23 protein-coding genes are annotated in these 26462 nt (G+C 57.8%); 10 read left to right on the top strand and 13 right to left on the bottom strand.

The window, feature by feature from the left end:
* The first annotated feature begins 41 nt into the window (after positions 1-41).
* The 8 genes from AABA48_RS06015 (at position 42) to AABA48_RS05980 (ending at position 7577) form a co-directional block, all read left to right on the top strand.
* On the top strand, positions 42-473 hold the full coding sequence (locus AABA48_RS06015; protein WP_286349651.1) for an ACT domain-containing protein: 432 nt from the start codon (positions 42-44) through the stop codon (positions 471-473).
* A 23-nt stretch (positions 474-496) separates the two neighbouring features.
* Positions 497-1633: an ABC transporter substrate-binding protein gene (locus tag AABA48_RS06010; protein ID WP_286349652.1), complete on the top strand. Its 1137-nt coding sequence runs from the start codon at positions 497-499 to the stop codon at positions 1631-1633.
* A gap of 18 nt (positions 1634-1651) precedes the next feature.
* The gene (locus tag AABA48_RS06005) at positions 1652-2794 is read left to right on the top strand and encodes an ABC transporter substrate-binding protein (protein WP_286349653.1); all 1143 of its coding nucleotides are present in this window, start codon (positions 1652-1654) and stop codon (positions 2792-2794) included.
* An 86-nt stretch (positions 2795-2880) separates the two neighbouring features.
* A complete protein-coding gene (locus AABA48_RS06000; protein WP_286349654.1) occupies positions 2881-3765 on the top strand; it encodes a branched-chain amino acid ABC transporter permease in 885 nt (294 codons plus the stop codon).
* 20 nt (positions 3766-3785) lie between these two features.
* Positions 3786-4766 carry a branched-chain amino acid ABC transporter permease gene (locus tag AABA48_RS05995; protein WP_286349655.1) on the top strand — a complete coding sequence of 327 codons (981 nt, stop codon included), beginning with the start codon at positions 3786-3788 and terminating at the stop codon, positions 4764-4766.
* Positions 4759-5511 (top strand): ABC transporter ATP-binding protein, encoded by a 753-nt coding sequence (locus AABA48_RS05990; RefSeq protein ID WP_286349656.1) that lies wholly within the window; start codon positions 4759-4761, stop codon positions 5509-5511. The genes AABA48_RS05995 and AABA48_RS05990 overlap by 8 nt, the downstream gene beginning before the upstream one ends.
* A gap of 16 nt (positions 5512-5527) precedes the next feature.
* Positions 5528-6271 (top strand): ABC transporter ATP-binding protein, encoded by a 744-nt coding sequence (locus tag AABA48_RS05985; RefSeq protein WP_286349657.1) that lies wholly within the window; start codon positions 5528-5530, stop codon positions 6269-6271.
* A gap of 4 nt (positions 6272-6275) precedes the next feature.
* Complete coding sequence (locus tag AABA48_RS05980; protein WP_286349658.1) at positions 6276-7577, top strand: phenylacetate--CoA ligase; 1302 nt, start codon at positions 6276-6278, stop codon at positions 7575-7577.
* Positions 7578-7583: 6 nt separating this feature from the next.
* Here the strand turns inward: AABA48_RS05980 and amrS are convergent, their stop codons facing one another.
* Complete coding sequence (gene amrS / locus AABA48_RS05975) at positions 7584-8594, bottom strand: AmmeMemoRadiSam system radical SAM enzyme (RefSeq protein ID WP_286349659.1); 1011 nt, start codon at positions 8592-8594, stop codon at positions 7584-7586.
* Between the two features lie 23 nt (positions 8595-8617).
* Positions 8618-9010, bottom strand: a complete 393-nt coding sequence (locus tag AABA48_RS05970) for a TraR/DksA family transcriptional regulator (RefSeq protein WP_286349660.1) — start codon at positions 9008-9010, stop codon at positions 8618-8620.
* Between the two features lie 192 nt (positions 9011-9202).
* On the opposite strand from AABA48_RS05970, the gene AABA48_RS05965 reads away from it, so the two are divergent.
* A complete protein-coding gene (locus tag AABA48_RS05965) occupies positions 9203-9820 on the top strand; it encodes a hypothetical protein (protein ID WP_010942371.1) in 618 nt (205 codons plus the stop codon).
* Positions 9821-10010: 190 nt separating this feature from the next.
* Here AABA48_RS05965 and AABA48_RS05960 read toward each other — a convergent pair whose 3' ends face one another.
* Positions 10011-12452 carry an AAA family ATPase gene (locus AABA48_RS05960; protein WP_286349662.1) on the bottom strand — a complete coding sequence of 814 codons (2442 nt, stop codon included), beginning with the start codon at positions 12450-12452 and terminating at the stop codon, positions 10011-10013.
* Positions 12452-13708: a metallophosphoesterase family protein gene (locus AABA48_RS05955; protein WP_286349663.1), complete on the bottom strand. Its 1257-nt coding sequence runs from the start codon at positions 13706-13708 to the stop codon at positions 12452-12454. Before AABA48_RS05955 ends, AABA48_RS05960 begins: the two co-directional genes overlap by 1 nt.
* Positions 13709-14022: 314 nt before the next feature.
* Here AABA48_RS05955 and AABA48_RS05950 point away from each other — a divergent pair, with 314 nt between their 5' ends.
* Positions 14023-15660, top strand: coding sequence for a mechanosensitive ion channel family protein (locus AABA48_RS05950; protein WP_338271212.1), 1638 nt, complete (start codon positions 14023-14025; stop codon positions 15658-15660).
* A gap of 158 nt (positions 15661-15818) precedes the next feature.
* Here AABA48_RS05950 and AABA48_RS05945 read toward each other — a convergent pair whose 3' ends face one another.
* The 9 genes from AABA48_RS05945 to AABA48_RS05905 all read right to left on the bottom strand — a co-directional run bounded on the left by AABA48_RS05945 (position 15819) and on the right by AABA48_RS05905 (position 26404).
* The gene (locus tag AABA48_RS05945) at positions 15819-17207 is read right to left on the bottom strand and encodes an efflux transporter outer membrane subunit (protein WP_286352518.1); all 1389 of its coding nucleotides are present in this window, start codon (positions 17205-17207) and stop codon (positions 15819-15821) included.
* 7 nt (positions 17208-17214) lie between these two features.
* Positions 17215-20370 carry an efflux RND transporter permease subunit gene (locus AABA48_RS05940; protein WP_286349665.1) on the bottom strand — a complete coding sequence of 1052 codons (3156 nt, stop codon included), beginning with the start codon at positions 20368-20370 and terminating at the stop codon, positions 17215-17217.
* Positions 20371-20379: 9 nt separating this feature from the next.
* Positions 20380-21561 (bottom strand): efflux RND transporter periplasmic adaptor subunit, encoded by a 1182-nt coding sequence (locus AABA48_RS05935; RefSeq protein ID WP_286349666.1) that lies wholly within the window; start codon positions 21559-21561, stop codon positions 20380-20382.
* 32 nt (positions 21562-21593) lie between these two features.
* Positions 21594-22208 carry a PqiC family protein gene (locus AABA48_RS05930; protein WP_286349667.1) on the bottom strand — a complete coding sequence of 205 codons (615 nt, stop codon included), beginning with the start codon at positions 22206-22208 and terminating at the stop codon, positions 21594-21596.
* A gap of 4 nt (positions 22209-22212) precedes the next feature.
* The gene (locus tag AABA48_RS05925) at positions 22213-23205 is read right to left on the bottom strand and encodes an MlaD family protein (protein ID WP_286349668.1); all 993 of its coding nucleotides are present in this window, start codon (positions 23203-23205) and stop codon (positions 22213-22215) included.
* On the bottom strand, positions 23195-23959 hold the full coding sequence (locus tag AABA48_RS05920) for an ABC transporter ATP-binding protein (RefSeq protein ID WP_286349669.1): 765 nt from the start codon (positions 23957-23959) through the stop codon (positions 23195-23197). Before AABA48_RS05920 ends, AABA48_RS05925 begins: the two co-directional genes overlap by 11 nt.
* Before the next feature lie 78 nt (positions 23960-24037).
* Positions 24038-24982, bottom strand: coding sequence for an MlaE family ABC transporter permease (locus tag AABA48_RS05915; RefSeq protein ID WP_286349670.1), 945 nt, complete (start codon positions 24980-24982; stop codon positions 24038-24040).
* Positions 24983-25173: 191 nt separating this feature from the next.
* On the bottom strand, positions 25174-25548 hold the full coding sequence (locus tag AABA48_RS05910; protein ID WP_286349671.1) for a DUF2541 family protein: 375 nt from the start codon (positions 25546-25548) through the stop codon (positions 25174-25176).
* Positions 25549-25870: 322 nt separating this feature from the next.
* Positions 25871-26404 carry a hypothetical protein gene (locus AABA48_RS05905; protein WP_286349672.1) on the bottom strand — a complete coding sequence of 178 codons (534 nt, stop codon included), beginning with the start codon at positions 26402-26404 and terminating at the stop codon, positions 25871-25873.
* Positions 26405-26462: the final 58 nt, after the last annotated feature.

Raw genomic sequence — 26462 nt, 5'->3', positions numbered from 1 at the left:
GGAACATCACGCAACCATTCCGGCCTCACGGGGAGGAAACCATGAAAGTAGAGCAGATTTCGATCTTCATAGAAAACAAGTCGGGCCGTCTGGCGGAAGTGACGCGCATCCTCGGCGAGGCAGGGGTCAACATCAGGGCTCTCTCCCTGGCCGATACCTCGGATTTCGGCATTCTGCGACTTATCGTCAATGATCGGGAGAAAGCCAAGCAGGTACTCAAGGACAGGGGGTTCACGGTCAGCAAAACTGAGGTTGTGGCCGTTGAGGTCCCGGACCGGCCCGGTGGACTGTCCCAGATTCTCCAGTCGCTGGACCGCGAGAGCATCAATGTGGAATACATGTATGCTTTCGTGGAGAGGTGCGGTGAGAACGCGGTGATCATCTTCCGTTTCGATGAGACAGAGAAGGCCATCACAGCCCTTATCAACAACGGATTTACTGTCCTCGAGGGAGAACGCCTGTACGCAATGTAGCCACTTCAGGGAGGGGGGGGAGCATGAACAGAATCTTCGCTGTTATCGTCGGTATCGTCGGTCTGTTGGTGGCCGGCATCGCCTCGGCAGCAGAACCGTTCAGGATCGGAGCGCTTTTTTCCATAACCGGTCCCGCGTCATTTCTGGGAGAGCCCGAGAAGAACACCCTGGAGATGCTGGTGAAGGACGCCAACGCCAGGGGTGGGATTGGCGGCCGCAAACTTGAGCTGGTGGTCTACGACACCCAGGGGGACGTGACCAAGGCGGTTCAACTGGCCAACAAACTGATCAAGAACGACAAAGTGAGTGTCATCGTCGGACCGAGTACCACCGGCGAAACCATGGCGGTAATTCCCTTGGCGGAAAAGGAGAAAACCCCTCTCATTTCCTGCGCTGCGGGCATCAAGATTACCGAGCCGGTCAAAAAGTGGGTATTCAAAACCCCGGCCAATGACCATGTGGCTGCCGAAAAGATCCTGATCCAGGCGGCCAGGCTGAAGCAGAAGTCTCTTGCCATTATAACCGTTTCCGACGGGTTCGGCTCCTCTGGGCGCGAACAGCTGAAGGCCCTGGCCGGCCAGAAGGGCTTCAGAATTGTGGCCGATGAGGTGTACGGTCCCAAGGATACCGACATGACCGCCCAACTCACCAAGATCAAGGCGGCCAAGCCCGACGCTGTCATCTGCTGGGGGACCAATCCCGGTCCTGCACTCATTGCCCGCAACATGAAGCAACTCGGGATCAAGGTCCCGCTCTACATGAGCCACGGTGTCGCATCCAAAAAGTTCATCGAACTGGCCGGGGCCGATGCCGCCGAGGGAATTATGTTGCCGGCGGGCAAGCTTGCCATTTTCGACAAGCTTGCCAAGAACGATCCCCAGTACAAGCTGCTCAAATCATATGATGAATCCTATCGCAAGGCGTACGGCGTGGAGGCTTCGACCTTCGGCGGCTATGCGTATGATGCGTTCCTCCTGATTAGCGGTGCCATGAAAATGGGAACTGCTCCCCAGCAGATCAGAGACGGCCTGGAGCAGACCCGGAAACTCGTCAGCGTCTCGGGGATCTTCACCATGTCTCCTGCGGATCACAACGGTCTGGATCTCTCGGCCTTCGAGATGGTCCGTGTGACCAAAGGCGACTGGGAACTGGTCAAATAACACATGGGGAGGGGTGTGATGCTGAAAAGAGGATCCTTTGTCCTGACGCTCGCCGCATCGTTCATGGTGCTGGCTGCCAACGTATTTGCCGCGTCTCCCATCCGGATCGGCGCACTCTTCGCCGTGACCGGACCAGCATCGTTCCTGGGCGAACCGGAACGTAACACCGCCCAGATGACGGTCAACAAGATCAACGCCTCCGGCGGCATCAAGGGAAGAAAAGTCGAACTGATCGTCTATGACACGCAAGGTGATGCCACCAAGGCCGTGCAGGCGGCCAACCGGCTCATCAAGGACGACAAGGTTGTTGCCATCATCGGCCCCAGCACGACCGGGGACACCATGGCGGTCATCCCTATCGTAGAAAAGGCCCAGATTCCCCTCGTTTCCTGCGCTGCCGGCAGCAAGATCACCGAACCGGTGAAAAAATGGGTCTTCAAGACCGCCCAGAACGACGGGCTCGCGGTGGCAAAGATCTATGAGCACCTCAACCGCCTCAGGATGAGCAAAGTGGCGATCCTGACGGTATCCGACGGGTTCGGCTCTTCCGGGCGCGAGCAACTCAAGGCCCAGGCGGCGCAACACGGCATCCAGATCGTCTCCGATGACACGTATGGGCCCAAGGACACGGATATGACGGCGCAGCTCACCAAGATCCGCGGCAGCGGCGCCCAGGCTGTGATCTGCTGGGGCACCAACCCCGGCCCTGCCGTCATTGCCCGCAACGCCAAGCAACTCGGCCTCGCCATTCCCATCTACATGAGCCATGGCGTGTCATCCAAGAAGTTCATCGAGCTTGCCGGCGATGCAGCCGAAGGAATCATTCTGCCGTCGGGCCGGGTCATCGTCGCCGACCTGCTTCCCGCCGCGGATAAGCAGAAGAAGTCGCTCATGGCATACGTCAAGGACTACCAGAAACAGTTCAAGGCCGAGGGTGATCATTTCGGCGGCCATGCCTGGGATGCGGTGATGTTGCTGAAAGATGCCCTGGAGCGTGGGGGAGACAGGCCTGCCGCCATCCGCGACCAGCTGGAGAAGACCAGAAACTTCGCGGGCATCGGCGGTATATTCAATTACTCCGCAACTGACCATGCCGGTCTCGGCAAGGACGCCTTCGTCCTTGTCACGATCCACAACAAGGACTTTGTTCTCGTCAAATAACGCCCATTCCGCACCTATCGACCGAACCATGGGAGCGCAGGCTGTCCCGGCCTGCGCTCCCTCATTGTGAACCGGATGTATACAGCATGAATCTAGGCCAGCAGATTGCGCAATATCTTCTCTCCGGACTTTCGACAGGAGCCATCTATTCCCTGATCGGGGTCGGGTTTGCCATCATTCATAATGCCACCGGCATTATCAATTTCGCTCAGGGCGAACTCGTGATGCTCGGCGGCATGTTCACGCTTTTTTTCCTGACTGCCCTGAATCTGCCGCTGCTGGTAGCCATAATCCTGGCAATCGGCGCCACCACCCTCGTGGGAGTGGTGTTCGAACGCCTCGCCATCCATCCCATGAAGAATGCCTCGCCCATCAGCCTCGTCATCATCACCATTGGCGGCAGCATTCTCATCCGCGGCATTGCCATGATTATCTGGGGCAAGGATACCCATGCCATTCCCACATTCTCGGGCAATGAGCCGATCCATCTGGGCGAGGCGACCATCCTTCCACAGCACCTCTGGATATTTGCGGTGACCGTTGTGGTCATGATCTGCAGCAAGCTCTACTTCAACTACACTATCAGCGGTAAGGCCATGCGGGCCTGCGCCTACAACCGTCGGGCCGCCGGTCTCGTGGGGATCGACGTGCGGCGCATGGTGCTCTTTTCCTTTGCCATCAGCTCGGCCATGGGTTCCCTGGCCGGGATCATCATCGCTCCGCTCACCATGACCTCCTATGATGTTGGCATCATGCTCGGCCTCAAAGGATTCTGCGCCGCCATCATCGGCGGTATGAGCAGCGGCCTCGGCACCATCCTGGGCGGCATTCTCCTCGGCGTCCTGGAGTCGCTTGGCGCCGGACTTTTCTCTTCCGGCTACAAGGACGCCATTGCCTTTATCATCCTGTTGCTGATTCTCTTTGTACGTCCCCAGGGATTGTTCCGCAAGGGCGAGACCGAACGTGTCTAAATGAACGGAAAATCAACGTTATGCATGTGTTATCTCTAGCAAAACTTCAGAGTGCGAGATTCATCGCCTTCTCACTGTTGATCATGGCGCTGCCGGCGCTGATCTCTGAGGGCTACCTGCTTAATGTTTTTGTCTTTGTCGGCATACACACCATGCTCGCCGTTGCACTCAACCTGCTTCTGGGCTATGCCGGGCAGATATCTCTGGGGCAGGCCGCATTCTTCGGGCTCGGCGCCTATGCCTCGGGCATCCTTACCGCGACCCACAGCTGGAATCCCTGGCTCGCCATGGTAGTGGTCGCCGCAGCGGTCGGCACTCTTGCATTTGCCATCGGCTTCCCGATCCTGAAGCTCAAGGGGCACTACCTGGCCATGGCCACCCTCGGCTTCGGGATTATTGTCTATATCCTCTTCAACGAGGCAGTGGAGTTGACGGGCGGGCCGTCGGGGTTTCCCGGCATCCCGAATCTTGCGCTCGGTTCAGTAACCTTTGACACTGACCTTAAAAACTACTATCTCATCTGGGGCATCGCCCTGGTAACCATTCTTCTCTCCGTAAATCTCGTGAACTCGCGCATCGGCAGGGGGCTGCGCGCCATTCACGACTCCGAAGTGGCCGCCCGGGTCATGGGTGTTAACGTGCGCCTCCTCAAGGTACAGGTATTCGCCTTGTCGGCGGTCATCTCCTCGGTGGCCGGGAGCCTCTATGCCCATACCATGACCTTTGTCTCGCCCACGTCGTTCGGATTCAATTTTTCAGTGGAACTGGTCACCATGGTAATCATCGGCGGGCTCGGGAGCATCTACGGCTCATTCCTCGGCGCCACGCTCCTGACGCTTCTCCCCGAACTGCTCAGGGCGTTCCAGGACTACGATATCGTGGTGTACGGCCTGCTCCTCATTTTCATGACCATGTTCATGCCCGGCGGGCTCGTACGCGGTATCCCGGATCTGTTGCAGCGGTTCCGTTCCCGCGAGGGTAGGGGAGCCGCCGATGCTTGAAGTCCAGGGAATCACCCAGCGCTTCGGCGGCGTTACGGCCCTTGATGACGTTTCCTTTACCGTGCAGGGTGGCGGCATCACCGGCATCATTGGTCCCAACGGGGCCGGCAAGACCACGCTGTTCAATATCGTGACCGGCATCTACACCCCCACTGCCGGAACGGTCCTGCTCGACGGTCGGAACGTGACCCGGCTGGCACCGGAGAAGCTTGCCCCCCTCGGCATGGTCCGCACCTTTCAGAATATCGAGCTCTTCGGCAAGATGACTGTGCTTGAAAATGTCATGGTGGGGCTTCATACGAAGGGGAAAAGCGGCATTCTTGCCTCAGCGCTTCGTGCCCCCTGGCAGATGGCCGAAGAGCGGCGCCTGCGCGAACGGGCGCTGCACTGGCTCGAATTCACCGGTATTGTCGACCAGACCGATGTGGAGGCCGCCAATCTTCCCTTCGGCAAAGGGCGGCTCCTTGAAATTGCACGCTCCCTGGCTCTGGAGCCGAAACTTATCCTCATGGATGAACCTGCCGCGGGCCTCAACAGTCGTGAGACACTGGAACTGGCGCGCCTGATCCAGAAGATCCGCGAGTCGGGCGTTACCGTGGCACTGGTCGAACACGACATGGAGCTTGTGATGGACATCTGCGAGGCGATCGTGGTACTGAACCTGGGGCGCACGCTTGCCCAAGGGACGCCGCGTGAGATCCAGGAAAATCCCGAAGTCATTGCGGCCTATCTGGGCGAAGGCTAGGCATATCCGGTCACCTATGCTAACGATCAAGAACATCAATACCTACTACGGCAAGGTCCATGCGCTCAAAAACATCTCCCTGCATCTCAACAAGGGGGAGATCGTTACGTTGATCGGCGCCAACGGTGCCGGCAAGACCACCATGCTCAACTCTATTTCCGCGGTCACGCCGCCGTCCGCAGGCAAGATCCTTTTTGAGGGCCAGGATCTTGCCGGACTCGGACCGGACCGGATAGTGAAGCTCGGCATCTGCCAGGTTCCCGAAGGGCGCCAGGTGTTCAAGCCCCTGTCGGTGGAGGACAACCTTGAGCTCGGGGCCTATCTCCGGTATCGTGGCAGGGAAGGGCGGGGCGACATCCGTAAAGACCTGGATGACATTTACGCGCTGTTCCCCCGCCTGCGTGAACGCCGCAAACAGGCTGCCGGAACCCTTTCCGGCGGCGAACAGCAGATGCTCGCCATGGGCCGTGCGCTCATGGCACGGCCCAAGCTGCTGCTGCTGGATGAACCGTCCATGGGACTGGCACCCTTGGTGGTGCAGGAGATTTTCAAGATTATCGAGCAGTTGCGAAGTGAGCGGGGGACAACCGTGCTTCTGGTCGAGCAGAACGCCAAGGCAGCCCTCAAGATGGCCGACCGGGGCTACGTCATAGAGACAGGTAAAGTGATACTTGAAGGAATAGCCTCTGAATTGCTTGAAAATAAAGAAGTTCAGCGCGCTTACCTTGGTAAGGACAAAAAGGAGATCTGGGAGAGATAACCGTATGCAGATCTGGGATCAACAGTACGAATGCATGCAGAGGGAGGAGCTTGAGCAGCTCCAGCTTGAACGGCTCCAGGCAACACTCAACAGAGCGTTCAAGAACGTAACCTGTTACCGTAACAAGTTCACCGAGCGAGGCATTGTTCCCGAAGATATCCAGTCGCTGGATGATCTGAAGAAACTCCCGTTCACCACCAAGGAAGATCTGCGCCTTAACTACCCTTACGGCATGTTCGCGGTCCCCCTGCGGGAAGTGGTGCGGATTCATTCGTCATCCGGCACCACCGGCAAGCCGACTGTAGTCGGCTATACCAAGCACGACATCAAGGTCTGGTCCAACTTGGTGGCCCGCTTCATGACCGCTGCGGGTGTCACCCACGATGACGTGGTCCAGATCGCCTTCGGCTACGGCCTGTTCACCGGCGCCTTCGGTCTTCACTACGGCGCGGAGGCCATCGGCGCGTCGGTCATCCCCATGAGCGCCGGCAACACCGAAAAGCAGATCATGATCATGCAGGACTACAAGACCACGGCCCTCGTCTGCACCCCCAGCTATGCCATCACCATTGCCGACCGGATGGAAAAGATGGGGGTCGACCCCAAAAGCCTCTCGCTGAAGGTCGGTCTCTTCGGTGCCGAGCCCTGGTCTGAGGCCATGCGCAAGGAGATCGAGAACCGTCTTTTCGTCAGCGCCACCGACAACTATGGCCTGTCCGAAATCATCGGCCCGGGCGTGGCCGGCGACTGCGAGTACAAGTGCGGCATGCACATCTCAGAGGATGCTTTTATCGCGGAAATCATCGACCCTGAAACCGGGGAGGTGCTGCCGCCGGGAAGCGTCGGCGAACTGGTTCTGACCACTCTTACCAAAGAAGCGTTCCCCATGATCCGTTACCGGACCCGCGACATTACGAGTCTTGACTACACCCCCTGCGCGTGCGGCAGAACCAACGTGCGGATGAAGAAGACCATGGGCCGCAGCGACGACATGCTTATCGTCAAGGGGGTCAATGTCTTCCCCTCCCAGATCGAAGAGATCCTCTTCGCCATCGAGGGGTGCGAGCCCCATTACCAGATCGTTCTGGAGCGTCACGGTGCGCTCGATGTGCTCGAAGTGCACATCGAAGTGACCGAGAACATTTTCTTCGACGAGATGAAGAAGCAGAAGGCCTTCCTGGAGATGGTGGAAAAGCGGATAGACTCGGTCCTCGGCGTGGGGGCAACAGTGAAGCTCGTGGAGCCCAACAGCATTCCGCGTCACGAGGGCAAGGCCAAGCGGGTCATCGACAACCGGAAGATCTGACGGCGGTCACATGCCGATGCCGGCGATGACCGCGCCGCAGTCGGGACAGGCCCCGTTTTCGATCCTGTTCCTTTCAATGAGATACCCGTGGCGGCCGATCAGCAGGGCGGCACAGGAAGGGCAAAAAGTATTCTCCCCCCCCTCACCGGGGACATTTCCTTCGTACACATAGCGTAACCCTGCCGCCTTGCCGATGTCCCGTGCCCGGCGCAGGGTTGCCACCGGGGTCCGGGGCCGGTCGGTCAACTGGTAGGTGGGATAGAACTGGGTCACATGCCAGGGGGTATCCACCCCCAGATTGCCCGCTATGAACGAGGCGATTCCCTGCAGTTCCTCATCTGAATCATTCAATCCCGGGATGATGAGCGTGGTCAGCTCAAGCCAGATGTCGAGTTTCCGGTGCTCCACGATCGAGTCGAGCACTTCGGAAAGTCGGGCATGGATGTAGTCGCGGTAAAATCCCTCACTGAATCCCTTCAGGTCGATATTCGCCGCATCCAGATATGGCGCCGCTGTAGTCAGCGCATTCTTTGAGATATAGCCGTTTGTGACGAACACATTCAGCAGCCCGGCCTCCTTGGCGAGGCGTGCGGTATCGTAGGCAAACTCGAAGAAAATGGTCGGTTCGGTGTAGGTGTAGGCAATGGAGCGGCAGCCCGTGGCCTGGGCCTTCCGGATCACCGATTGGGGCGAGTGGTCCTCGCCCACGATGGGGGTTTTGGGGGACACCTGCGATATCGAATAGTTCTGGCAATGACGGCAACGAAAATTACACCCCACCGTGGCTATGGAAAAGGACCTGCTCCCCGGCAGCACGTGGAACAGGGGCTTTTTCTCGATGGGGTCAACGTTTTCCGCCACCAGCTTGCCGTAGACGAGAGAATAGAGAGTGCCGCCCCGATTTTCCCGCACCGCGCAGATGCCACGGGCACCGTCACCGATCTGGCAATGATGTCGGCACAGACCGCAACGGACAAGGTTATCATTCAGCCGCTCGTAGAACATCGCTTCCCGCATGGTCGCCTCCCGCGCCGTACTCGTCAGAGGGTCACGCCCGACCCATGAGGCGGACCTTCCTGCCGGGCCTGGCAACTGACGCAACGCGTCGCGTACGGAACCACCCGCAGCCGCTCCTCCCCGATCTCAGCACCACACTCCTCGCAAACTCCGTAGACACCCTCCGCCAGTCTACCCATGGCATCTTCCATTCGGGTCAACTCCTGGCGCCGGATATCGGCCACGACCAATCCCGTATCGGCCAGGACGTCGATAAGGCTCCGCTCCCCGACATCCTGCGGCAGATCGTACTGACTGCGCAACTCCTGTCCGAGAGTTTCGAACAGCTCCCTCCTGACTTCGGTCCACAGTCTCGTCTTCTCAGCCATGAGCAGCTTTTCAAGACGCTCATGGCGCTCTCGTGACAACCGCACCATGGTCACCTCCGGCAATCGCACCGCCCCACCCTGTACCTGCTAAAGGGGAGGGCGGTAGATGGGGGAAACGTCAATGAATACGTGGCTACACTAGAGTATACCACCATCCCACATCGACTCCGGGTTTGGTAAACCGAATCGTGGCGTGACCGCATGTAACTCTGCCAATGCCTTGATATACTGTAAAATTATATGAGAGGAGACAGGATTCGACAGCTCATTGCGCAGGAAGCGGCGCGCCTCATGTATGTCGAGGGGGTGAGCGAATACCGAGACGCCAAACGAAAGGCGGCGAGACGCTTCGGGCTGGAAAAAAGTCTCTCGCTCGGTTCGCATCTGCCCAGCAATGCTGAGATCCATAGGGAGCTCCAGCGACTCATCGCAATCCATGAAGAGAAAGCACACCCGGAGCGGTTGCACAAGATGCGCTGCGCGGCCCTGCGCTGTATGGAAATGCTGGCGCCGTTCCGTCCATATCTGGTCGGGTCGGTGCTCACCGGGGCAGTAACCGCTGCAAGCGACATCGACCTCCATCTGTTTGCCGGGTCAAGCGAAGAGGTGGAGGAGTATCTGCGTAGCAGGAACATTCCATACGAATCAGATGTCGTAACAATTCGACAAGGAGGAGAGTTTATCGAATATTCACATATCTACCTGGAAGAAGATGAAGTAATAATCGAATGTACCGTTTATGCACCTGACGACATTTACCGCGTACCCAAAAGCAGTATCACCGGTAAACCAATGGAGCGTGCATCCATAACTAAGCTGAGAAAGCTGATTGCCGAAGCCGATCCAGCCAATGTCTAGGACGTCTGCCACCGACAGAGGGGATGGCCAACGGGGGTGGAGCTCTGGTGCTTTTCATGGAGTCACCTCCGAATAATATATTTAACGTCCCATAAGATATATTATGTAAAGTTTATGGTGTACAGTGAAGGATAGAAGTTCAGAAGGCCTGGCTTTCGCCCATGTGGTTGTGTTCGCGTGATCACCGATATCACTCGCCCAGTTGAATCATCTGATCCGTAATCTCGGTGAAGGCTACATCATGGCTGATGAGGAACAGCTGGTCGTACCAGTGTTCGGTGACCTCTTCCCGGCCCACGTCGATGGCGCGGAATGCGGTAGCCAGGTTTTCCCGCCGCGAGGCATCAAGGTTGGATGTCGGTTCGTCAAAAAATGCGATCCGGGCGCAGATGGTCTGAAGCAGTGCCAGCCGCAGGGCCACTACGGCGCTCATGGTCTGGCCGCCGGAGAGCTGGTCGTCGCTCCGTTCGCGAACAACGCCGTCCGTCATGTCTCGCAGCACGATTTGGTAGTTCTCGGACCAGACCAGTTCCTCATCGGTCTCGGCAATGGTGCGGTAGATCCGGTCAGCCCTGAGGCTGATTTCCTCCCGGAACCGCTCCGAGAGTTGGGCTGAGACGTTCTTGAAGACCTGGTTGCGGAGGAATTTGACGAGTTTCTCCTTCTGTTCGAAGGAGTTCCTCTCGGCCTGCTTCCGCCCAATCTCGTCTTTAAGCAGCTTCAGTTTGCCGATTTCATCCTCAAGGCGTTTCCGGTCCTTCTCCAGACTCTCGATCTGCTGGCCCAGCGAGGCGACTTGCGCTACCAGCCGGTCTTTCTGGTCACGGGCTTCCTTGTGCCGGCTTGGTTTATAGGTTTCCTGAAGCCGGATAAGCTCCTCTTTCTTCCCGATGAGTTGCTTCTGCAACTCATCCAGGAGCCGGAGCATCTTCTCCAGGGTCTGGCGCCGGTTATCCAGATCCAGGGCATCCTTTTCGTGGGCATGGTAGGCATCGCGGTCGGCCTGGAACCGGCCCCGCTCTGCGGTTGCACGTTCAATCTCATGGTCAAGGCCGGCAAAGACCTGAAGATCGTCCCTGCGCGCTTTAGCCCGGGTGGCCGCTTCGATCTGTTGCGTTGACAATGTCTGCAACGTAGCGACGCGTTTTTCATTTCTGGCGCGGCGTTCAACCAAGCCCATCGTCTGTTTGTGCAGTTCCTGGCTCCGGACTGTCAGGGCGGCAAGCTGTTTCTCGGCCGCCTCGGCGTCAGCCACCTCTACGGATAGTTTGCCCAAGGCCTCGGTGAGTGCCTGCATCTTCCGGTCAAGCTCGGCAATCCTCGTGGTGAACACGTCTTTCGGCGTGGTTCCGGCCACGTTCCGGCAGGGCTCCTTGAAAAAGGGGCATGTCCCTTCGCCAAGCTTCTCCTGCCCCTCCAGAAGTCCGATGCGGCGCCCTTCCAGGAGCCCCTTTTCCGAGCGAACGCGATTGATCTCGTCGCGAAGTCCTGGCAGCCGGCCAGCCGTGTCCACCACCTTCCGGTCCGGCTCTAGTTCGTTCCGGGCTTTGGCAAGGGCGTCCTCTTCCTCTCTGAGGCGGCGCCCCTCCCCTTCAATCTCCTTCTGTTCATGCTCGACTGCCTGCGTCAGGCGCTGGGTCTCATTTTCAAGGCGGGTAACGTCCTTCTCGACCTCTCGACGCTGTTTGTCTTTACTCACCAACTCCGCCAGCCGCGATTCGGCCCGTTCGAAAGCCTCCTTGCCCGCCCGCGTCTGCTCCAGAACCCCGCCGGCCTTCTCCGCCTCCCCTACCCTTTGCCCCTGATCCTTGATCTTGCCTTCGCCATCAGTGATGCGGTTAACGAGGATCTGGATCTCGGCCTGGAGCGCGGCTATTCCCTTTTCCTGGTCATCGAGCTCGACCAGCTGCTTCTCCACGTCCCGCAGGGCATCCGCTTGTGATGAAAGGACTTTCCGGAGCGCCTCGGCATCGGTTTTTATCTTTGCCAGTTCATCCTCACGCTCGGGCAGGACCGCAACCTGGGCTTCTTTCGCCTCAATCTCCACGGCGATAATCTTGATTTTTTCCTGCACAGCGGAGAGGAGCGAGCTGGTGCTCTTGTAGGTCTTGCGCCAGGCATCGATGCCGAGGATCTCGTCGAAGGCCTCCTGGCGTTTGGTGGGCTGCTTGATGACGAATGGGCCGAGGAATTCGTTCTGGAAGGGGCCGATCACCAGTTTGAACTGCTCCGCCAGGGGACGGCCGTTGTCGAGACCGAGGAGTTCGGCGATGCGGGCCTCGGTTTCTTCGATTCGGGCGTGCTCCTCCACCTCGAAGGCCCCACCCTGCTCCCTGGCCAGGAGCCACTTGGCCGGGGTGCCGACGGTGCGGGTTACACGCCAGGTTTCTCCGGCATCCGTGCAGAAGGCGACGGCGATTTCTCCCTTCTTGGTGCCGATGGAGAGAAACCGGTCCACGTTGGAGACGAAGTCCCGGGCGTCCACCCCGAACAGAGCGTAGCCGATCGCCTCGAACACCGTGCTCTTGCCGACGCCGTTGGGGCCGGAAAGGACATTGATCCCGGCGGAGAAGGTCAGCTCCGTGTCGCGGTGGGATTTTATGTTCTTCAAATGGATGGAGAGGATTTGCATCAGGCAGGCTCCCGCATCAGAAGTCCCAGCAACTCTTCGCCGTCCGTCTCCCCCTTGAGCACCTGGTCGCGGATCGCCAGGGAGAGCCGCACTAGTTCATCCTCCCGCCCCTTGTACTCGCTCTTGGCGGATATCAACTCCCTGAGCACCTCCCGCTCGATCTCGGCGAGGCTCTTCTTTTCGGATTCTGCGCCACCGCCGGCAGTGACCAGGGAGAGGTGGTTCTTGATCTCCACATGGAGAGGGTTGCAGATCTCCTCAAGAGCCAGGCGAAGCCGCTCCCGGCCCAACTCGAAGGGATGGAAACCAACCCGGCCGGTGAGCTTGATCTCCAGGAGCGGCTGACGGTCATCGCTGAACGATTCGATCTTTGCGGCAACCACGTCGCGGAACCGCGTCAGAGCCGTTTCCGCATCTCCGGCGCCATCCAGGTCAATGGTGGTCACCAGCATGGGGCGGGGATTGGTCGGCCGAAACTCATGGGTGAAGACACCATCCTCCACGGTAATCAGGTAGTACCCCTTGTCGTATTTCTCCTCGCCGAAGTTCACGCATTCGGGGGAGCCGGGATTGAAGGCGTAAGCGCGGCCTTCGGGTGTGGCGATGATATAGGGTTTATGGCCGTGGCCCAGGGCCACGTAGTCGAAGACATCGGCCAGGGGGAGCGCCTCTTCCGGCTTCATGTTGCCGATCTCCACCGGTGAGTAGGTCCAGACCCCCACATGGAAGAGGAGGATGTTATTCGTGGTGGTGATAGCCTCGCAGATGCGCGCTACGTGGGCGCCGGCCTGGGTGCCGATGTAGCCGAGGCCGTAGATGTTGACTCCGTTGACCTCGATGTGGCCACCCATGCCCTGTTCGTAATCGAAGGGATCGAAGCGGTAGCCGCCGGTTTCGGTGCGGCTGGGACGCAGCAGGTGGATATAACCCATCTGAGACAGGGCCTCCATCCAGGAGATGCTGTCGCGGCGGTGTATCCAGTCGTGGTTCCCTTCCACGGCGATGCATGGGATGCCGGCATCTTTGAGCGGCTGAAATATCTCAATGGTGCGGGCGAAGGTCCGGGGGAGAATCTGCCCGGTGTGGAAGAGGTCGCCGGCGATGAGGACAAAATTGACCCTCTCCGTGATGGCGCCGGACACAATGCTGCCGAGCATGCGGAAGAAGTCTTCGTAGCGTTCAGCCTCACCGGTGGAGGTGCGGTAGGTTTTGCCGAGGTGGATGTCGGCGGTGTGGAGGAAACGGTATCTCGTCATGCTGCTTGTGTCCTTTGAGCGTCAACATACAGTTAACCGACGGCATTGTTCAAGGGCAAAGTCGGGTTGAGTCTTCCCGGCTCAGAAGCCGCTCCCTTGAGCATTGAACCAGGCTTCGTTGATCGACTGCCGCTCCAGCTTAGGACACGAATCAGGCAGGAGGCGGTACGGATAGCTCTCGCAGCTTATGGTAAGCTTAAAATGATTCACTCCAGCTTCAGGCCCTGAACTCCGACTCGTACCGGCACCTGAAATTGCTCAATACAATTTAACCGGTCCCCTGCTCACAACCTCTACCCCGTCCGGGAGGAACAATGCGCTTCGTGATCGTGATAGTCGCCCTGCTGGCTGGCTTGCTGGCGACCCCGCTGTGTTCGGCAGACATGCCGGTGGTGAGCGAGAATTCCCTGGCCCAGGCTCCGGCGGCCGTTACCTTGGGCGGCAAGCCTCTCTTTTACGTGCGGCACCGCGCCCTTTCGCTGATGCCCCGGGAGCGGGCCGCTCTCATCTCCGGGCGGTTGGTGCGCCTTGCGCGTTCGCCTCTGGTGTCTCCGGCAGATGTTCATGCCGTTGAGGCCGAGACGGTTACCGATATCATCGCGGGTGACACGCTGATCCTGACCGTAACCGATGACGATGCCCGTGCCGAAGGGAAGACAAGGCACGAACTGGTGCAATCGTATAGTGACGTTATTCGCAAGGCGTTGGAGGACTATCACAACGACTATTCGGTCCACAGCCTGATCAAGGGAGCCGGACTGACCGTCGCGGCCACGATTCTCCTCGCCCTTCTCCTGTTGATCATCAAGCGGTCTTACCCCATGGTGCGAAATACCATCGAGTCATGGAGCGGCACCAGGATTAGGGATCTGAAAATCCAGTCTTTCGAAATTGTCTCGGCCGGTCGGATCACCCTGGTTATTCTCAGTGCAGTCAGGTGGATCAGGATTCTGACCGTTTTCCTGCTCGCGTGCGTCTATCTCCTGTCGGTACTGAGCTTTTTCCCCTGGACCAGGCGTTTTGCCCCCCTGCTCCTGCATTACCTGACCAATCCGTTGGCAATCACGGTAAAGGCCGTGGCCGATTATCTGCCCAACCTGTTCTTCATCGCGGTCATTGTTGTGATTGCCTACTTTATCAGCCGATTGATGAAAGTTATCATCGGCGAAATTGGCAAAGGGACCATATCCATTCCCGGATTTTTCCCCGAATGGGCGGAACCGACCTACAAGATCTGCCGTTTTCTGGTGATTGCATTCGCGGTTACCGTGGCGTTCCCCTATCTGCCCGGCTCGGAATCCCCGGCATTCAAGGGGATATCCATTTTTCTCGGGGTTCTCTTTTCACTGGGGTCGACGTCGGCGGTAGCCAATGTGGTGGCGGGGATCATCATTACCTACATGCGGGCATACCATATCGGGGACCGGATCAAGGTGGGGGATGCGGTGGGAGACGTGGTGGAGAAAAATCTGCTCATAACACGGCTGAGAACGATTAAAAACGTGGACGTGACCATTCCCAACTCGCTGCTGCTTTCCAGCCACGTGGTCAACTACAGTTCTTCGGCCCAGGAATACGGACTGATCCTCAATACCAGCGTCACCATCGGGTATGACACGTCGTGGCGGCAGGTCCACGAGCTGCTGATCAGTGCCGCCCGCCGTACCGAGCACGTGCTTGAGCTGCCCGAACCGTTCATTCTCCAGACAGCGCTCAACGATTTCTACGTGACCTATGAACTGAACGCTTACACGGACAAGCCGAACCGGATGGCAAACCTGTATTCGCAGCTTCACCAGAATATTCAGGATGCGTTCAATGAGGCCGGGGTCGAGATCATGTCGCCCCACTACTCCCAGCTGCGCGACGGCAACACGGTTACGGTTCCGGAGCAGTTCCGGCCGGCCGGCTACGTGCCGCCATCGTTCCGGGTGAGCAAGACGGATGACTGACGGGCGATTCAGCGGCCGAGAAGAGTGTGGAGGCGTCTTGTCATTCGGGCAATCTGCGGCCAGTCACGGCTTGTGATGTCCTGGTCTTGACAATACTCTTTGTTTCAGTCCCTCGTCATCGAGCCATTTCGTAACAGCTTTACTTCACTTTTTGAGTCTCACGGTTCGGCGGCTACATGATCAGCCAGATCAATCCAGCCGCCTCCCATGGCCTTGTAGACATTAATGTACGCACCGAATAGCGCGGCCTGTGTTTGAACCCGGCTGAGCTGAGCGGCAAAGAGAGATCGCTCTGCATCAAGTACTTGAAGATAGTTAACGCTGCCCGCCTCGTACCGCAGCCTCGATAGTCTGGCGTAATCAGCCAGAGACTCCAGCTGGCGCCCTTGAGACAGTAGTTGCTCCCGTCCTTTCAAAGTAGCCACCAGGGAGTCTTCTACTTCGCGGAATGCGTTCTGTATGGTCTGTTCATACCGAACAAGCAATTGCCGCGAGACGGCTTCCGCCTGTTTTACCTGGCCGGAAATGGCCCCAAATGTAATAAGAGGTCCGGCAAGCGTGCCCCCCATGGACCAGAGACCAGAGCCCCCTTCGAAAAGCCGCGAAAGTTCCGAGCTCTGGGTTCCCAGCAGGCCTGACAGGGACACCGTTGGGAAATAGAGGGCCTTGGCCGCGCCGATGCGCGCGTTTGCCGCAACAAGATCCTGTTCCGCCTGCCTTATGTCGGGGCGGCGTTCCAGCAGCGCAAGGGGCAACTCCTGCGGCAGGAGTGGCACTGTCAATTCGTCAATCGTTTTGCCGCGCGGAACAGGGCCGGGGTTACGGCCCAGCAGGCTCGAGATCAGGTGTTCCTGTTGAGCTGCAAGTGCTTCAAGCTGGGGGATGGCCTGAGCCGCCACCTCGTATTGTGACTCTATCTGGCTCACTTCCACTCGTGAAACCGTGCCGTACTGGTGGCGAAGGCGGAAAATGCGAAGGCTTTCACCGTAGGACTTCTCTGTTGCCCGCGCAATTTCAAGCTGGCGGTCGATTCCCCTGAGCGTTATGTAGCTGGAAGCAACCCCCGATACAAGAGAAAGGACCACGGCACGGCGTCCCTCCTCACTGGAAAGCACCTGGGCCCGTGCGGCCTCGCTCGAACGACGGATGCGCCCCCAGATGTCCAGTTCCCAGTTGACGTTGAGCACCGCTTGGTAGGTTGTGAATGCCGGTTGATCAACCGGTGCGAGGGGAGAACGGGCATTTTGCTGGCGGGTTGCGGCTGCGCCGTAGCCTACCTGGGGAAAGAACTCGGAGCGGGTTGCGTCAAGTATTCCCAGGAATTGCTCCACACGTGCAGCCGCAATTTTCAAATCCTTGTTTTCTCTGATTGCCGACCGAATGAGGTCTGTGAGCACGGGGTCGTGAAACGACTCCCACCAGGCTGTGTTTGCGAGGCCCTCACCCTGAGCATAGTCGACCCGCCACGAGGAGGGGACCTCGACCGTCGGTCGCCGGTAATCCGGCCCTACGGCACAGGATGCAAGGAGAGCCGCACAGAGCAACATGATTATCCTAGTCATGGTTGCGACCTCCTTCTTCGACCGACTTTGCGAAACCGCTATTTTCCCGCCCCCAGTACACTCCGGTACTTTCAAGAAGTACGAAAAAGAGCGGCACGAAGAATGAAGCGATTAGGGTCGAGGCAAGCATCCCGCCGATTACACCGGTGCCGATGGCCCGAAGGCTGTTGGCGCCGGCTCCGGTAGCGATAGCCATGGGAACGCAGCCGAGAATGAACGCAAGCGATGTCATGACAATGGGCCGTAGCCGGAGCCGCGCAGCCTCAATGGCAGCATCGTCAACGGACATTCCCGAGCGAACGTTTTCGGCAGCGAACTCGATGATCAGGATGGCGTTTTTGGCCGCAAGCCCAACCAACGTGACGAGCCCTACCTGGAAATACACATCGTTTTGAAGCTTTAGAGCCCAAGTAAGCAGCAATGCTCCGAATACCGCGAACGGCACCGACAACACTACCCCCACCGGCAGAGTCCACTTCTCGTATTGAGCCGCCAGAATCAGGAAAACCATGATCAGTCCGAAGACAAATGCCACGACGGAAGTGCCGCCGGCTTTCTTCTCCTCAAACGCCTGACCAGCCCAGGCATAGCTGTACCCTTCCGGCAGCACCTCTTTAGCCACCTCCTCCATGGCTTTGATTGCCTGCCCTGAGCTGAAGCCCTGAGCCTGGCTCCCCGACAGTTTTGCCGCAGGGAAGCCGTTGAACCGAGGTAGCAGGTTAGGTCCTGATACGAAGCGAGCTGTTGCCACTGCCGACAAGGGTATCATTTCACCGTTGCCGGAGCGGATGAAGATTTGCGAGAAATCGGCTGGTTCATCCCGGTACGGCGGCTCTGCCTGAAGAATCACCTGCCAGATTCTGCCGAACTGGACGAACTGGGCGACATAGGAAGACCCGAAGCAGGACTGAAGAGTCTCGAACACCGATGCCACGGGGATGCCGAGCAGCTCAGCGCGTGCCCTGTCAACTTCAAGTGACAGTTGTCTCTGTGAGGCGGAAAAGGTGGTGGAGACACCGGCAAGCTCCTTGCGCTCCCGACATTTGGCCGCAAACTGCTTAGTCACTCGTTCCAGATCCTGGGAGGAAGCGCCGCTTCTGTTCTGGATATAAAACTCGAAACCGCCGGTGGTTCCGAGGCCGGGGATGGATGGCGGATTGATTGGAAACACCAGCCCCTCGCGTATGCCGGCCATGCGGCGCCCCGTGTCGTTTATTACCGCAAATGCACTGCCGGCCTTGCCGGGACGTTGGTCCATCGGTTTCAGAGCAGCAAAGAGCATCCCGGCACTTTCCTTGACTCCGCTGTCGACGATGCTGTAGCCGTCCACCTGAGCCACATCGCCCATGGCCGGGTTGCTTTTGAGGATGTCAACGGCACGGTCGCTTACCTTCACGGTACGCTCCAGGCTGGCAGCGTCGGGCATAAGGTTGGCAACGAGGATGTAGCCCTGGTCCTCCTGGGGAACGAAACTGCCGGGAACGAGCCTGAACAGGAAGACAGTTGCCGCAATCACAGAGAGAAACAGGGCTATCCCGACCAGTTTGTGTCTGATCATCCAGCGCACGCCGGATACGTAGCCGTCGGTCAGCCGGGAAAAACCGTTTTCGAACCATCGGAAGAACCCTTTTTTCTCCCCATGTCCCGGTTTGAGTATTCTTGCGGCCATGGCCGGCGATAGAGTGAGCGCTACGATCCCTGATATCACCATGGAGATGGCAATGGTGACGGCGAACTGTTTGTACAGGGTACCGGTCATTCCGCCAAGGAAGGCAACCGGCAAGAAGACTGAGCAGAGCACGAGCACAATGGCTATCAGAGCCCCCGCCAGTTCATTCATGGCTTTTCGGGCTGCCTCCATGGGGCTCAGACCATGAGTTGCCATATTGTGTTCCACGTTTTCCACCACGATGATGGCGTCGTCCACCACGAGTCCGATGGCCAGGATCATGCCGAAAAGCGTCAGCATGTTGGTGGAGAACCCAAGAGCCATGATACCGATATAGGTCCCGATAATGGCGATGGGGACGGCAATAATCGGGATGACCGTAGCTCGGAAGCTCTGAAGAAAAAGAAAGACCACAAGCACTACGAGCACTACCGCTTCGAAGAACGTATGGATTACTTTCTCGATCGAAGCCTCGGTGAAGGTGCTGGTATCTAGGACGATCCTGTAGTCCAGCCCTTGTGGAAACCTGGGTTTGAGCTCAGCAAGAAGTTTGCGTACCGCCTTGGAAGTCTCGATGGCGTTGGCCCCCGGCTGCTGATATACCACAATGGCAGCCGCCCGTTTGCCGTTTACCTTGGAGGCAATTGAGTAGTCCTTGCCGCCGAGTTCAGCCCGGGCTACGTCCTTCAACCGGACAATAGCGGAGCCTTCGGTTGCCGTCCGGATGATGATGTCTTCAAACTCCTCCGGATCGGTCAACAGTCCCTTGGTGGTAACGACGAAACTCTGCTGGGTCCCCGGCGGCGAAGGAGCCTGACCGATCTGTCCGATGCCGAATGCCTTGTTCTGCCTCTGTATTGCCGCCGAAACATCCTGGGGAGTGATTCCGAGTTGCGCCATTTTGTCAGGTTTCAGCCAGATCCGCATGGCCACGTCGGGCTGCGGAAACATGCTGGCCAGGTTGGCACCGGGAATCCGCTTGATTGCGTCCAGGACGTTCAAATTGGTGTAGTTGCCGAGGTAGACCGTGTCGTATCGGTCGTCCGGTGAGTAAAAGCTGATTACCATCATGAATGACTGGGAGCGCTTTTCCACCGTCACGCCCTGACGGCTGACCACATCCGGCAACTTCGACGATGCCTGATTGACCCGGTTCTGGACGTTTACCTGGGCCATGTCCGGATCAGTGCCGGGCTCGAAGGTGACTGTGAGCGCCATGCTGCCCGAGGAGGAGCTCGTGGACGACATGTACATCATTCGATCCACGCCGTTCACCTGCTGCTCGATGGGGGCGGCGACAGTGTTTGCGATAACCTCGGCAGTTGCACCGGGGTAAAAGGCCGAAACCTGGACGGTGGGCGGAGCAATTTCCGGGTACTGGGCTACGGGGGTAGCCTTCATGGCCAAAAATCCGGCCAGTGTAATAACAATGGCGATAACCGCTGCAAAAACAGGACGATTGATGAAGTAGCCTGCCATGGCCTCCCCCTATTTCGCCGCAGACCCGGCAGAAGCCGAAGATTGGGTGGCAGTCCCATTCGCCTGTGGTGTCAGAGCTTTCACCGGCACCCCGGGACCCAGCTTTTGAAAACCGTCCACAATGACCCGGTCACCGGCCTTGAGCCCCCGGCTGACGACCCAATCCTCTCCTATCCATTCGCCGACGACTACGGGCCTGACTTCAGCAGTCCCCTTGTCGTCCACCACGAAGACCATGTGGCCGTTAGGGGTCTGTTGCACCGCTTTCTGAGGGACTACGATGGCATTCGGCCTGAAAGCACCCTTGATATACGCCTTGACAAACATCCCCGGCCTAATTACCCCCTTCGGATTGGGAAGCTCGGCCCTCACCAGGAAGGTACCGGTTTGCTGGTTGAAGGAGGGATCGGCAAAGCTGAGTTTTCCCTTGTGGGGATAACGGACGCCGTCGGTCAGTTCCACCTCAACTACATAGTCAAGATGCTTCGGCAACCGGATGGTTCCTTGTGCAACCTCCTGACGGGTAGTGGCCATCTCATTCTGGGAAACGCTAAACTCTATCCAGATTGGATCGAGTTTAGCCACGTAGGTGAGAGTTGCGGATGGCCCGGCGGACGACAGGTAGGCCCCCTCACGCATGAGCGACTGACTTGACATGCCGGAGACCGGTGCCTTGATGGTGGTATATCCCAAGTCGAGATCAGCCTTCTGTAGCCGTGCCCCGGCCTCGTGGAGAGCCGCCTCAGCAGCCTGCACGCTGCCGATTGCATTGTCCAGGTCGCTCTTGCTCGCGGCGTCCTGGTCAGCAAGCGGCTTGATCCGGTCGAGATTTGCCCGGGCAGTCCAGAGTTGAGCCCTGCGAACCTCCACTTCGGCCCGGGCCGCGTCCACTTGCGCCTGGAAAGGCTTGCGGTCCATCTGGAACATGACCTGCCCTTCCCTGACCATATCCCCTTCATGGTAAAGAATTTTCTCAAGGAAACCATTGACCCTGGCCATTACCTCCACCTGATGGGAGCTTTTGGCCTGCGCCACGAAAGGAGCTTCAACCGGCACGGTCTTTGGTTGAACAACGACGACTGCCACCTCTGCAGGCGGTCGAGAAGGTACGGAAGGTGTCTTTTGGCAGCCGGCGCCGAAACCCACGGCCAGGATCGCCAGTGCAATGCCCATTTGAGAAATTGACTTCATGGTTTCCTCCTATCGGTAATCGCCGGCATTCATCAGTGCACATCGGTACTGGCAGTTCGACATATTTCCAGGGCAATCCGGCGGCTCAATTCAGCGAGAGTCCGGCTCATGGCTTCGGCGATAGCTTCGTACCCCGCCCCTCTCACCGGCTCGGTGATAGTTGTATCGCCTGACGCGAGCAGGGTGTTTCGTTCTTTGCCGATAAGCAGCCAAGTTGCATTGAGGACAACAACCCCGTCAGAGGTTGCCTCAAAGCGGGTGACATTGAGTTGAACCCTCTGGTCTATGGTCGCTGTCTCCAGCCATGGCAGCACAAGATATTTTTCGTCCGAAAGGATCGATTGGATATTCTCGACGAGCACCCGGCTCAGCTCATCACTAAGGGGAGCACCCCAACGGTTGAATTCAGAGCGGACAAGGGTGTTACGTCCGCTTCTGATCACGATGCCCGGGTAACTCAGGTACTCGGCCATGGCGAGGGGACCGATTCCGATTACACGGCGCGCGCCGCTGCCTGACGATGAATTTCCATCCCCCGCCAGGGAGGAAAGGGCATAAAAGCGCGCAGGAGGTGTGCTGCCACAGGCGGCAAGCTGGAGCAGAACTAAAAGGAGCAGTCCCATGACCGGCAGATTGACGAGCCTCATCCGATTACTCCTCCACATTGGTTTTACCGCGCAGCAGGGCTTCGGGGTGCCGGCCGAGATAATCGACCAATGACCCCAGTGAGCGGGATGTTTCCCCCAGATCCTTCAGCGCGTGGCGAAGCTGATAGTAGGACCGCTCGTCCGTGGCGGCATTCCGGACCGAATCAAGGGTTTCATCCAGTTTGCGCAACGAGGCACGCGCGTCTGTAAGAGTCTTGTTCAGGTTTTCGGCAAGTTGGGCAGGTACTCCCTCTTCAAAAGCCAGTACCCGGTCGGCGCGATTGATTGTGGCAGTTGCCGCACCGATGGCACCTCTGGCTTCGGTTGAGAGGAGGGCCACTTCACGGTCGATTCTGCCGAGCAGCGCCCGTGCATCGGCCACTGCCAGATTCAGAGTACGGGGTGCCCGCTGCAGGTCCGGCGAATTGACCAGTCGCTCAAGTCCGCCTACAGTTGCATTGGCACGTTCCACAAGCTGTCTGAGTGGAAGCTCTTCTAGCTTGCGGGTCAGCTCGTCTGCGGCCGAAGGGATGGTCGGCACCTGGGGGTATCCCGTGGTGTCGGCAACAAGGCGGGCCGGCTTGTCGGGCCGGAAATCGATGTCAATCATTAGCTGCCCCGTAACCAGGCTTTGGGTCTGCAACTGCGCCCGGAGTCCCTTGTCGATGAGTGCCTTGTGGTAATCGGCGGAGCCGGCCTCGGCATTGGTCAGGCGAAATCTGCTCTGATCAATTTCCGTTATGACCGGGACCGAGAACGTCATGTCGCTCAGGTTTCCCTGAAGTACGATATCGACCACCGACCCGATCTTTACCCCACGGAATACCACGGGAGCGCCGATGGAGAGCCCTTTCACGGAGCCGTCGAAGTACATGACATATTTCTTCGTCGGGGAAAAAAGCTTTCCCGACCCGAAAACCACCACGCCGGCAACCACCAGGCAGAGCGCGCCGAGAACGAACGCGCCAATGATCGTCTTGTTGGCCTTACTGCTCATCAAACGTCTCCTTCCCCTGCTTGACCGCACCATGACTACGATCCGATTCTCCTCGGGTGAGAAAGGCGCGTACCCGGGGATCCTCTGATTCAGCCAGAAGCTTCTTCGGATCACCTCCTGCTATCATGGTCCTTGTCCTGGCATCGAGAAAAACGGAATTGGTCCCAATGGTAAAGATGCTCGAAAGTTCGTGGGTTACGACTGCTACCGTTGCACCGAGACTGTCACGCAACTCTATTATCAGATCGTCCAGCAGCCGCGAACTTATGGGGTCCAAACCGGCCGACGGCTCGTCGAAGAAGAGAATGTCAGGGTCCAGTGCCATGGCTCGGGCGAGCCCGGCACGTTTCTTCATGCCGCCGCTGATCTCATTCGGGTAGTAATCCTCGTACCCGGCCAATCCTACAAGAGCGAGTTTGAGAGCAACCAGTTCGGCAATCTCGGCCCGTGAGAAGTTCGTATGCTCTTCCAGCGGCAGAGCCACGTTCTCGGCAAGGGTCATGGAACTCCACAGGGCGCCACTCTGATACAGGACCCCGAAACGCCGCATGATACGCTGCCGTTCGTTCTCGCTCACCGCCCAGAACGGGGTGTCGCCATAGAGGACCTCGCCCGTGGCCGGCTTCTGAAGCCCGATCAGGTGACGCAGCAATGTGCTCTTGCCGCACCCGCTTCCCCCCATGATGATAAAGATATCGCCCCGGTTAACGGTGAAGGAAAGATCACGCTGGATGACCCTCTCACCGTAAGCCATGGAGAGATTCCTTACTTCTATGGCAGCGGGAACGATAGGGGTTGCCGCTGTGGCGCAGTTGGATGGTGTATGCATTGGTCAGATTCCCAGGACATTGCAGATGACGGTAATAACGGCGGTGGCTACGATAATACTGACAATTCCGGTTACCACGGCGGACGTGGTTGCATTTCCCACCGCCGAGGCGCTCCGGCCGCACTGCATACCCCTCAGACATCCTGCAAGCGCTACGAGAACCCCGAATACGGCACTATGAAATAGCCCGATCCAGAAATCCTGAAGTCTTACGGCCTTTTGGGTCATGTTCAGATACTCCATGACGTTGAGGTCGAGCATGAACACTCCCACAACGAGCCCGCCGAGAATCCCCATGAAGTCGGCGTAGAGACAGAGTAGCGGCATCATGAGCACCAGGGCCAGGATCCGCGGAAGCACCAAAAATTCCACGGGTGAAACCCCGAGGGTGGTCAGCGCGTCTATCTCTTCGTTGACCTGCATAGTCCCCAGGCGCGCGGCAAAAGCCGATCCTGTCCGTCCGGCCATGATAATGCCGGTCATGATCGCTCCCATGACTCGAACGATGGCGATGCCCACGAGGCTCGCCACGTAGATCTGGGCTCCGAACATGACCAGTTGCACAGCACCTACGAAAGCGAGAATCAGTCCCACCAGCAGACTGATCAAGGACACAATGGGAAGGGCTTGAGAGCTGCATTCCTGAATGATCAGCAGAAGATCGCGTCGCCTGAAGCGGGCTTGACCGGTCAGCAGCCGCCCGAACGCACTGGTTGCTTCACCAAGGAATGCCGCCATATCGATGGCGGTGTGCCATGCGGATAGGGCGTGATCGGCAATGCGTATCAGAAATGAGGGTCTCGCTTCTCCATCATGCTCATCGGAGCGCGGGGGAGATGCAAGGGCGAGAAGCAGAAGGCGCTTCACCCCCTGCGGGAGCTGGCCGCTATTGAACTCTATCCCGCGTGCCGCGCAGAGTTTGCTGATTCCCAGGATAAACGTGAGCAAGCCGCTATCCCATTCCCTGAGAGACACCACATCGAACGCAAGGCTCAACACAGGGCCATCAGCCAACTCTGCGCTCACCTCCGCGACGGACAGAGGAAGGTTTCCCGCGTGCCAGTCACCTTCCAACCTAATCAGAAGCGTTTGGGGTGCTGGACGGAGGATCAGAGGATGTGCGTTCAATCCTTCTTGCCTCAAAGTTCTACCCTTGCCCGTCCGTCGGCGCCCGTGCGGGTCTTATACCAAAAAACGACCTTGCGGATGGCGCGGTCCTTGCCGGGAAGATCTATTTCCCTGGTTTTCCCTCCTTTGGGGATAAAGTTTCGGACCGGTACGTTGATGCGACGGCCATTGGCGAGGACAACGACGACCGCCTTGAACTCGACCCCGCTTTCTTCGCCCCTGATCTGTATTCTCTTGAACTCTCCTTTCAGGGCAGTGACGGGGATTTCGTCACGCTCGGCCATCAGCCGAACGGTTCTATCACCGAGCTTTACCCATTCGTCGGCCCATGCGCTTGTCGAAAACAGAATCAGTAATGCAATGATTGTCAGAAAGCGGATATACATGATGCAAACCTCCGAGTAATCTGTTCAACTTTCAAAAAACTTAAAAGTAATATTTTTTCAAATAGTTGCTCAGGAAACACGAGCGATGACGGACACTCCGGATTTTGACGCACAAGATCACTCAAACGACAGCAACAGTCGCACTAAGTGATCACGTTGGAGCTACGATTATAGTAATTTATACCAGAGTTGGAGGCTTATGCTTTCGCCGAACTGCCCATTTTGGGTACAAAGCAGCTTTTATCAAGCGACAGAGTATGGCGAGGAAAGAGAGGAATAATCGGGACTGAGCGGATGGAACAACAGTGAGAGAGTGGTTGTTTCAGTCAGAATCGTTGCCGGCTACATGGGCAGACCCATTGTCCAGCAACGTCTTGAGGTGCGTACAAAGAATATTGATTCCTTCAAATATGCGAAGGTTAAGGCCGAACATGAATCGCTCGGCAGCGAGTGAGGTTATGATGTACTCTCGGGGTGAAATGCGTTCAATCAGACCGAGCCGTACGAGCTCCTCAAACTTTCGGCGCACGGTCTCACGGGGTATGCCCGTTGATTCGCTTATTGAAAATGGGTTGCATGGCAGCAGGAAATTCCTTAGCGCATCCACCGAAACGGGCAACTCGGTGCGCGGGAGTTCCATTCGCCCCTGCCGTGCAAATTGGCACACGTTCTGGTGAGCAAGTTCGCCCAGCACTATGGCCAGAACGAAGTCGCCGTTGAATTCAACATACAGGGTATTGAGGTACTTGAGAAGAAAATCGTTGAGTAGAAACGATATCTCTTGCCTCTTAGCCGTGTACTGGTCCTGCGAGGATTGGGGAATTGCCTCCAAGGCAGGTAACAGATGTCCCTGCATTTCAGCTCCTTTCAAGAAAACACGGGCAGACGAACTCTCAGCTCGGCATCATGAAGCA

This window comes from Geobacter sp. 60473, assembly GCF_036323535.1.
Lineage (GTDB): Bacteria > Desulfobacterota > Desulfuromonadia > Geobacterales > Geobacteraceae > Geobacter > Geobacter sulfurreducens.
This window is presented reverse-complemented; position numbering and strand designations above follow the sequence as displayed.

Coding starts and splice junctions, on each gene's coding strand:
- AABA48_RS06015 (WP_286349651.1), top strand. CDS start 42: ATGAAAGTAGAGCAGATTTCGATCTTCATAGAAAACAAGTCGGGCCGT.
- AABA48_RS06010 (WP_286349652.1), top strand. CDS start 497: ATGAACAGAATCTTCGCTGTTATCGTCGGTATCGTCGGTCTGTTGGTG.
- AABA48_RS06005 (WP_286349653.1), top strand. CDS start 1,652: ATGCTGAAAAGAGGATCCTTTGTCCTGACGCTCGCCGCATCGTTCATG.
- AABA48_RS06000 (WP_286349654.1), top strand. CDS start 2,881: ATGAATCTAGGCCAGCAGATTGCGCAATATCTTCTCTCCGGACTTTCG.
- AABA48_RS05995 (WP_286349655.1), top strand. CDS start 3,786: ATGCATGTGTTATCTCTAGCAAAACTTCAGAGTGCGAGATTCATCGCC.
- AABA48_RS05990 (WP_286349656.1), top strand. CDS start 4,759: ATGCTTGAAGTCCAGGGAATCACCCAGCGCTTCGGCGGCGTTACGGCC.
- AABA48_RS05985 (WP_286349657.1), top strand. CDS start 5,528: ATGCTAACGATCAAGAACATCAATACCTACTACGGCAAGGTCCATGCG.
- AABA48_RS05980 (WP_286349658.1), top strand. CDS start 6,276: ATGCAGATCTGGGATCAACAGTACGAATGCATGCAGAGGGAGGAGCTT.
- amrS (WP_286349659.1), bottom strand. CDS start 8,594: ATGCGGGAAGCGATGTTCTACGAGCGGCTGAATGATAACCTTGTCCGT.
- AABA48_RS05970 (WP_286349660.1), bottom strand. CDS start 9,010: ATGGTGCGGTTGTCACGAGAGCGCCATGAGCGTCTTGAAAAGCTGCTC.
- AABA48_RS05965 (WP_010942371.1), top strand. CDS start 9,203: ATGAGAGGAGACAGGATTCGACAGCTCATTGCGCAGGAAGCGGCGCGC.
- AABA48_RS05960 (WP_286349662.1), bottom strand. CDS start 12,452: ATGCAAATCCTCTCCATCCATTTGAAGAACATAAAATCCCACCGCGAC.
- AABA48_RS05955 (WP_286349663.1), bottom strand. CDS start 13,708: ATGACGAGATACCGTTTCCTCCACACCGCCGACATCCACCTCGGCAAA.
- AABA48_RS05950 (WP_338271212.1), top strand. CDS start 14,023: ATGCGCTTCGTGATCGTGATAGTCGCCCTGCTGGCTGGCTTGCTGGCG.
- AABA48_RS05945 (WP_286352518.1), bottom strand. CDS start 17,207: ATGTTGCTCTGTGCGGCTCTCCTTGCATCCTGTGCCGTAGGGCCGGAT.
- AABA48_RS05940 (WP_286349665.1), bottom strand. CDS start 20,370: ATGGCAGGCTACTTCATCAATCGTCCTGTTTTTGCAGCGGTTATCGCC.
- AABA48_RS05935 (WP_286349666.1), bottom strand. CDS start 21,561: ATGAAGTCAATTTCTCAAATGGGCATTGCACTGGCGATCCTGGCCGTG.
- AABA48_RS05930 (WP_286349667.1), bottom strand. CDS start 22,208: ATGAGGCTCGTCAATCTGCCGGTCATGGGACTGCTCCTTTTAGTTCTG.
- AABA48_RS05925 (WP_286349668.1), bottom strand. CDS start 23,205: ATGAGCAGTAAGGCCAACAAGACGATCATTGGCGCGTTCGTTCTCGGC.
- AABA48_RS05920 (WP_286349669.1), bottom strand. CDS start 23,959: ATGGCTTACGGTGAGAGGGTCATCCAGCGTGATCTTTCCTTCACCGTT.
- AABA48_RS05910 (WP_286349671.1), bottom strand. CDS start 25,548: ATGTATATCCGCTTTCTGACAATCATTGCATTACTGATTCTGTTTTCG.
- AABA48_RS05905 (WP_286349672.1), bottom strand. CDS start 26,404: ATGCAGGGACATCTGTTACCTGCCTTGGAGGCAATTCCCCAATCCTCG.